The 6,106-nt window shown below is 66.6% G+C and carries 6 protein-coding genes and 1 pseudogene; 5 read left to right on the plus strand and 2 right to left on the minus strand.

Features of this window, described 5'->3' with window-relative positions; all coding sequences use genetic code 11:
* Positions 1–255, plus strand: a pseudogene (locus tag AB0B91_RS61645) (hypothetical protein); the annotation flags it as partial.
* A gap of 242 nt (positions 256–497) precedes the next feature.
* Positions 498–1,253: a Tn3 family transposase gene (locus tag AB0B91_RS61650; RefSeq protein WP_358342105.1), complete on the plus strand. Its 756-nt coding sequence runs from the start codon at positions 498–500 to the stop codon at positions 1,251–1,253.
* Here AB0B91_RS61650 and AB0B91_RS61655 read toward each other — a convergent pair.
* Positions 1,167–1,973: a cytidylate kinase family protein gene (locus AB0B91_RS61655; protein WP_358342106.1), complete on the minus strand. Its 807-nt coding sequence runs from the start codon at positions 1,971–1,973 to the stop codon at positions 1,167–1,169. The genes AB0B91_RS61650 and AB0B91_RS61655 overlap by 87 nt on opposite strands.
* A gap of 219 nt (positions 1,974–2,192) precedes the next feature.
* On the opposite strand from AB0B91_RS61655, the gene AB0B91_RS61660 reads away from it, so the two are divergent.
* Complete coding sequence (locus tag AB0B91_RS61660; protein WP_358342108.1) at positions 2,193–3,086, plus strand: recombinase family protein; 894 nt, start codon at positions 2,193–2,195, stop codon at positions 3,084–3,086.
* 200 nt (positions 3,087–3,286) lie between these two features.
* Here AB0B91_RS61660 and AB0B91_RS61665 read toward each other — a convergent pair whose 3' ends face one another.
* Positions 3,287–3,634 carry a helix-turn-helix domain-containing protein gene (locus tag AB0B91_RS61665; RefSeq protein ID WP_358342109.1) on the minus strand — a complete coding sequence of 116 codons (348 nt, stop codon included), beginning with the start codon at positions 3,632–3,634 and terminating at the stop codon, positions 3,287–3,289.
* Between the two features lie 244 nt (positions 3,635–3,878).
* Between AB0B91_RS61665 and AB0B91_RS61670 the strand changes: the two genes are divergently transcribed.
* Positions 3,879–5,354, plus strand: a complete 1,476-nt coding sequence (locus tag AB0B91_RS61670) for an MFS transporter (protein WP_358342110.1) — start codon at positions 3,879–3,881, stop codon at positions 5,352–5,354.
* Between the two features lie 165 nt (positions 5,355–5,519).
* Positions 5,520–5,714, plus strand: a complete 195-nt coding sequence (locus tag AB0B91_RS61675; RefSeq protein WP_358342112.1) for a hypothetical protein — start codon at positions 5,520–5,522, stop codon at positions 5,712–5,714.
* Positions 5,715–6,106: the final 392 nt, after the last annotated feature.

The raw sequence follows: 6,106 nt of genomic DNA on the forward strand, positions 1-6,106 counted from the left end.
GTGACGCAACCGGTCAAGGTCCGCAGACTCACGGACCAAGAAGGGCAGAAGCTGCAGCGCATTGTGCGGCGCGGCACGATTCAATGAGATCGGGCTGGCCTGCCTGGACCCTCACTGGGCGGGAGGCCGTCCCCGCCTGCCGAGTCCTGACGACGAAGACTTCGTCGCGGCGGAGAGTGTCAGATCTCTCTCTGACACACCCTCGCGGCGACGGCCACCATCCGACCTGCAAAGCTCGGCCAGCCCTTCACCCGCCCTCCCGAGTGCCGATCGAAAGTGATCAGCACCATCCAACTGGCAGGAGCATCTTACGCGCCAAACCGGTGATCGTTTCCGGTCACAGCATTAGGTCTAATCCCGACACCCCAGTGAAGACCCCAAAGCGCGATCAAGACCTACCTGGCGGCTGGGGGCATGTTCGGGAGCGGAGGGCCGACAAGGGTCGGCTGTGCGTCTACTCACAGCTGAAGTCGTGTTCCTCCTCGGAGGTTGCGGCGATGATCGAGGGGCTGCTGCGGCACGGCACCGACGCCGACATAGAGGCGAACTACACCGACACCCATGGAGCTTCGCTGGTGGGTCTTGCCTTCACCGAGGTCCTGGGGTTCAAGCTGCTGCCCCGGTTGAAGAACATCGGCGCGATCCAGCTGTACGCACCGACCGCGAACCAGGCCGCGTGGCCGAAGCTGGCGAAGGTGCTGAAGCAGCGGCCGATCGACTGGGATCTGATCGCCCGCAACTACGATCAGATCATCAAGTACGCGACCGCCCTCCGCCTTCGCACCAATGAGGCCGAGCAGGTGCTGCGCCGGTTCATGAAGAGCAAGAGCGGTGGCCCCAAGCAGCCGGTGTACCTCGCCCTGGAAGAACTCGGCCGGGTCGTGCGCACCATCTTCGCCTGCGACTATCTCGCCGACGAGGAACTCCGCCGCGAGATCAACAACGGGCTGCAGGTCGTGGAGAATTGGAACGGCGCCAACGACAAGATCTTCTATGGTCGCGAGGGCACCCTCACAGGCTCCGATCGCGAGCACGCCGAGGTGTCCATGCTCGCACTGCACCTGCTCCAGTCCTCGCTGGTGTTCATCAACACCCAGCTCCTCCAGGCAGTGCTACGAGATCCGAAGTGGGCGCAGAAGCTCACCGACGAGGACCGCCGGGCGCTCTCACCTCTGTTCTGGGTCCACATCAACCCCTACGGCCGGTTCCGCCTCGACATGAATACCCGCCTCGATCTCAGTCTGGCCGCCTGAGGACGAGTTCATGCCGATCCCCGGTCGCTCCTGGCGGCGCGCGGATCGGATGTCCCAGGTCGGCTCGTGGGGCTGATCGTTGTACACGATGATGTCAGCGTGATCGGTCGGGCGGGCTGCCGCGAAGTAGAGCTGTTGGGACGGGATGTAGCGATGGCGCCAGGACCGTTCGATCTCGGCGGCATCGGCTGATCCGGCCAGCGCCATGCTGCGGGTCAGGGCGCGATCTATGGTCTGCTCGAAGTCGACGGACACGAAGATCCGCAAATCCCATTGGTCGATGAGTTCTGGCCGCAGGAGGAAGACGCCGTCGAAGAGGAGTATGGCGTCTTCGACGGCGGTCGTGGCCGGTGAGAACAGCGGGCGGTCGGCATCGCGGTCGTACACCGTGTGCTGGAACCTACGGTCTCCTCCTGGGCCGAGCGGATCAAGCAGGACTTGGCACAGCGCTTTGTGATCGTGAGCGTCGAAGTAGCAGCCTTCCGCCGAGAACCGGCCGCGTCGGTAGCGCTGCGCCCGGGGAACGAGGAAGTCGTCGATAGTCGCGCGAATGACATCGCGGCCCTGCGCGCGCAGGGCGATGCCGAGCTCGTCGGCCAGCGTGGTCTTGCCAGCGCCGGGCGATCCGTCGACGGCGACCCGCAGCGGGTGCGGGGTGGCAGCTGTCCCGATCTCCTCGACAAGCTGGCCAAGGAGATCTGGACGGGTGCCGTGCTCCATGTTTCCCCTCTTACTCACGCGGATACCAGGCCCCCAGGATTGCTGACCTTGTGGAGGGCCAACGACGACAACGCAGTGTTTCATGGGTGGTCACTTATGAAACAGAGGGCACCTGGCGCCGGCGATAAGCGCCGACCAGGGCCGCCCCGGACGGAAATCGTTTCACACCGTGTTTCAAATCCGATGGTGTTTCAAATCGACTCATGAAACGATTTCCGGGTGAGTGACACCACGGAAGCGTTCCTGCGGGTGGAGGCCTTCGCCTGCCCGATGTCGACGTGCGGCGTCCCGGCCGGATCACCGTGCCGGACGACCAAGAGCCGGGTGGCCGTCCAATACCACACCGCCCGGTTCAAGCTCGTGCCCGCGCTGGCGAAGGTGCTGAACGTGCCAACCCCGGCGCTGCGGCGGCCGGGCACCGCCTGGACCCGGCTGCCGGCACCTTCCGCGGCCACCGCGCCGACCGGGCACGCCAAGATCGGCTACGCCCGCGCCTCCACCGCCCGCCAATCCCTGGACACCCAACTCGACGCCCTGAAGACGGCCGGGGTACCCCGCGTCTTCTCCGAGAAGGTCTCCACCCGCATCACCACCCGCCCCGAACTCGAACGCGCCATCGCGCACGCCGCGGACCTGCGCGCCTCCGGCGTCGCCGTCACCCTCGTCGTGCACGAGCACAAGCGGCTCGGCCGCGGCCTGGAACTCGCAGAGCTCGCCGAACGGCTGCGCGCCGGCGACATCGGCCTGGAATTCCTCAACGGCGAACTCCAAGGCCACCACGACCCCGGCGGCATCGTGTTCACCGTCCTGGCCGCCCTGTCCGGCATGGAACGCGAGTACATCCGCGACAAGACCCTCGACGGCCAGGAGTCCGCCCGGGTACGCGGCAAGAACATCGGCGGCGCCACCGTCACCGATCCCGCCATGCTGTCCATGGCCCTGCACCTGCGCGACCAAGGACAGAGCCTGCGCGACATCGCCGCCCAACTCCTCATCACCCAAGGCAAGAAGAAGGGCAAACGACCCTCACCCGCCACCGTCATGCGAATGCTCCGCGACCACGACGAACACGCGACAGCTGCCGAGATCAACGAGACAGAGCCAGCCCGATGACCAGCACCAAGGCTCTACCTTGCGGCTCGCCCTAGCTTCAGGAGTCCTGGGCCATCTACAAGTACGTCCCCGAACCGAAAACCGGCAGCGACCACCAGGCCATCGAGGTCCCCGCCGCGCCCGCCGGACTCGAAGCAGGCGCGTAGGCCAAGGCTCAACGCCTACTTTGCCCTTGGCCATAGCTTCAGGAGTTCCAGGCCTTAACGGGCCTGAGCGCTGACGGCCTGTGCGGCCTCGTCGCCGAGGGCGCCGGCCATGATGGCCTTGAGCAGCCCGGGATAGCGCGTGTCGAGGTCCTCGCGGCGCAGCGTGAGGAGATTCTCCCGGCCGGAGGGGTGCTGCCAGATGACGCCGCTGTCCCGTAGCACACGCCAGTGGTGGGTCATGGTCGACTTCGACGTCACGCCCAGGACGCCCAGGACGCTGCTGCAGTTGTGCTCCCCGCCAGCGTCGAGCACCCGGACGACGGCCAGTCGCAGGGGGTTCCCCAGCGCAGATAGGACGTCTTCGATCCGGATCTGATCACGGTCTGGATGGCGGAAGCTCATGCTCCAACTGTACCGCGACAGTCGAACTATTGTGCTGAGGCCGCCGTCCTCGACTCGCGCTCGACGGAGCGCCTGACGTGCATGAACCGCCCTTCTGCGCGATCCGTTCCAGCCGACCTTCCATAGGGGGTGGATTTGCCAAACAGTCCAACTGTACGCAAATATACGTACTATTGCGGTCGGATGGCACCACCCCCGTCCACTCCTGAGCCCCGAGAACCAGACCTGAGAAGGGCGCACTCACATGTCCACTTCATCCACGCTGCAGGGGGAGACCCCGGGCAGCGCCAAGCGGCGGCTGGGCTGGACCCTGACGCTGCTGGCCCTGGCGCAACTGATCTACGCGCTCGACCTCAACATCGTGTTCGTCGCGCTTCCCGAGATCGGCTCGGACCTGGGCTTCCCCGGCCAGACCCAGCAGCTGGTGGTCAGCGCGTACGTCGTCTTCGCGGGCGGCTTCCTGCTGTTCGGCGGGCGCGCGGCGGACCTGCTGGGCCGCCGTCGGATCTTCGTGCTCGCCCTTGCCCTCTACGCCGTCTCCTCACTGGCGGGCGGGCTGGCGGGCAGCCCCGGCGTCATCATCGCCGCCCGCGCCATCCAGGGCATCGGCGGCGCCCTGCTGCTTCCGGCCACCCTCTCGCTGATCAACACCCTGTTCGCCGAAGGCCCTCAGCGCAACCGGGCGCTCGCGGTCTGGGGCGGCGCCGGAGCCAGCGGCCTGACCCTCGGCGCGCTGCTCGGCGGCGTGCTCACCGAAAACTTCGGCTGGCCCGCCGTCTTCTACGTCAACGTCCCCCTCGCCGGGCTCGTTGCGCTGGCCGCCCTGTACGTCATCCCCCGCGATCCCGCCCAGGGCCCGCGCCGCAAGTTCGACTTCCCGGGAGCGCTCAGCGTCACCGGTGGCGCCACTCTGTTGGTCTTTGCCCTTGTCGAGGGACCTGAACTGGGCTGGGGCAAGCCGTTGGTGATCGGTGCCTTCGTACTGGCCGTGGTGCTGCTGGCGCTCTTCATGGTCGTCGAGGCTCGCAGCGCCGATCCACTGATGCCGTTCCGGCTGTTCCGCAACCGAAGCCTGACCGTCGGCATGACGGTCACCTTCATCTATATGGCTACCTTCGGCGTCCTGCCCTACTTCCTCACCGTCCTGATGCAGAGCGTGCACGGCTACAGCGCCCTGCAGACTGGACTCGCCTTCCTCATCCCCTCCCTCGCCATCGCCACCGGCACCCAGCTCGGCGAGCGCCTCGCTACCCGGATCGGCAACCGCGGCACGCTGCTGATCGGTTTCGGCGTCGGCGTGGTCGGCACGGCCGGGCTCGCCTTCGGCTTCGACACAGCCGCCGGCTACGGCATGCTGGTGCCCGGACTCATCGTCTCTGGGGTAGGACAGGGCATCGTCTGGACTGCCATGTGGATCGCCTCCGCCACCGGCACCGCGGCCCATGAGCAAGGCATCGCCAACGGCGTCGCCTCCACCACCCTCAACATCGGCAACGCCATTGGCCTGGCAATCTTCACCGTAATCGCCGACATAGGCACCGAGGGCAAGACCGGCCAGGCGCTGCGCGCCGCCACCGCAGACGGCGAATTCCTTGTGGTACTGCTGACCGCGGCCGCGATGGTCGCCGGGCTACTCGTCACACTCGCCCTGCGGCGCCGTCCCGTCGCCGCACCCGCCACCGCCACACCACAGGACGAGGAGACCCTCGCGACCCGCTGACGCCGACGGCGGGCGGCCCCCGCACCGGTTTCCCCGACCCGCGAACCGCCCGCCGCTGCCTGCTCCGGCCCGCCACATGAAGCACGCGGAGCCAAACCGGGCAACTCACGCCAAGATCGTTCTCCGCGCCGACGGCTGTTCCTGGGTTCCCCGACCCATAGAAAGATGTCGCCCAGGGTCGGCGTGCTCGGTACGGCGCACCGCGGCGAGCGCGGCGACCGTCACCACCGCCAGCGAGACAGCCGGAATTCGGTCGACGCCGGACCGCCGACCCGCATCACCTACAGCCTCACCGCCAAGGGCGAAGGCCTCCGCACCGCCCTGCACCACATCTCTATCTGGGCAGCCACACAGCGCTGACCAGCACAGGGACACCTAAATGCAGACGCGCGTGACACCTGATGCAGATTCCAGGGACAACTTCGTGCAGACCCGGCCCCGCCACGACCTCGCCGAACACCGCGACCACAACGAACGAACGCACCCAGATGCGCATTCCCACCATTCCCTGACCGAGACCACCACCAGGACATGGCTCACGATCAAGGCAAAGGCCGACCACTTCACCAGGATTGACCTACTTGCAACCTCTACGCGATACCCGAAAGATAGCTCACCGCTACTTTGCGGCTCGCCGTAGCTTTAGGAGTTCCGGGCCTCGTCGGTGCGGTCGTTGAGGACGGCTTGGCGCCAGGGCAGCGCCTTGAGCCGGTGCAGGAGTGTGGGCTGGTTGCCCTTGACGATGAACAGGT

The sequence above is a fragment of the Nonomuraea sp. NPDC049141 genome (genome assembly GCF_040648415.1).
GTDB lineage: Bacteria > Actinomycetota > Actinomycetes > Streptosporangiales > Streptosporangiaceae > Nonomuraea.

What these genes read in the sequence shown, in the direction of transcription:
- AB0B91_RS61650 (WP_358342105.1), top strand. Translation starts at nt 498, where the DNA reads ATGATCGAGGGGCTGCTGCGGCACGGCACCGACGCCGACATAGAGGCG.
- AB0B91_RS61655 (WP_358342106.1), bottom strand. Translation starts at nt 1,973, where the DNA reads ATGGAGCACGGCACCCGTCCAGATCTCCTTGGCCAGCTTGTCGAGGAG.
- AB0B91_RS61665 (WP_358342109.1), bottom strand. Translation starts at nt 3,634, where the DNA reads ATGAGCTTCCGCCATCCAGACCGTGATCAGATCCGGATCGAAGACGTC.
- AB0B91_RS61670 (WP_358342110.1), top strand. Translation starts at nt 3,879, where the DNA reads ATGTCCACTTCATCCACGCTGCAGGGGGAGACCCCGGGCAGCGCCAAG.
- AB0B91_RS61675 (WP_358342112.1), top strand. Translation starts at nt 5,520, where the DNA reads ATGTCGCCCAGGGTCGGCGTGCTCGGTACGGCGCACCGCGGCGAGCGC.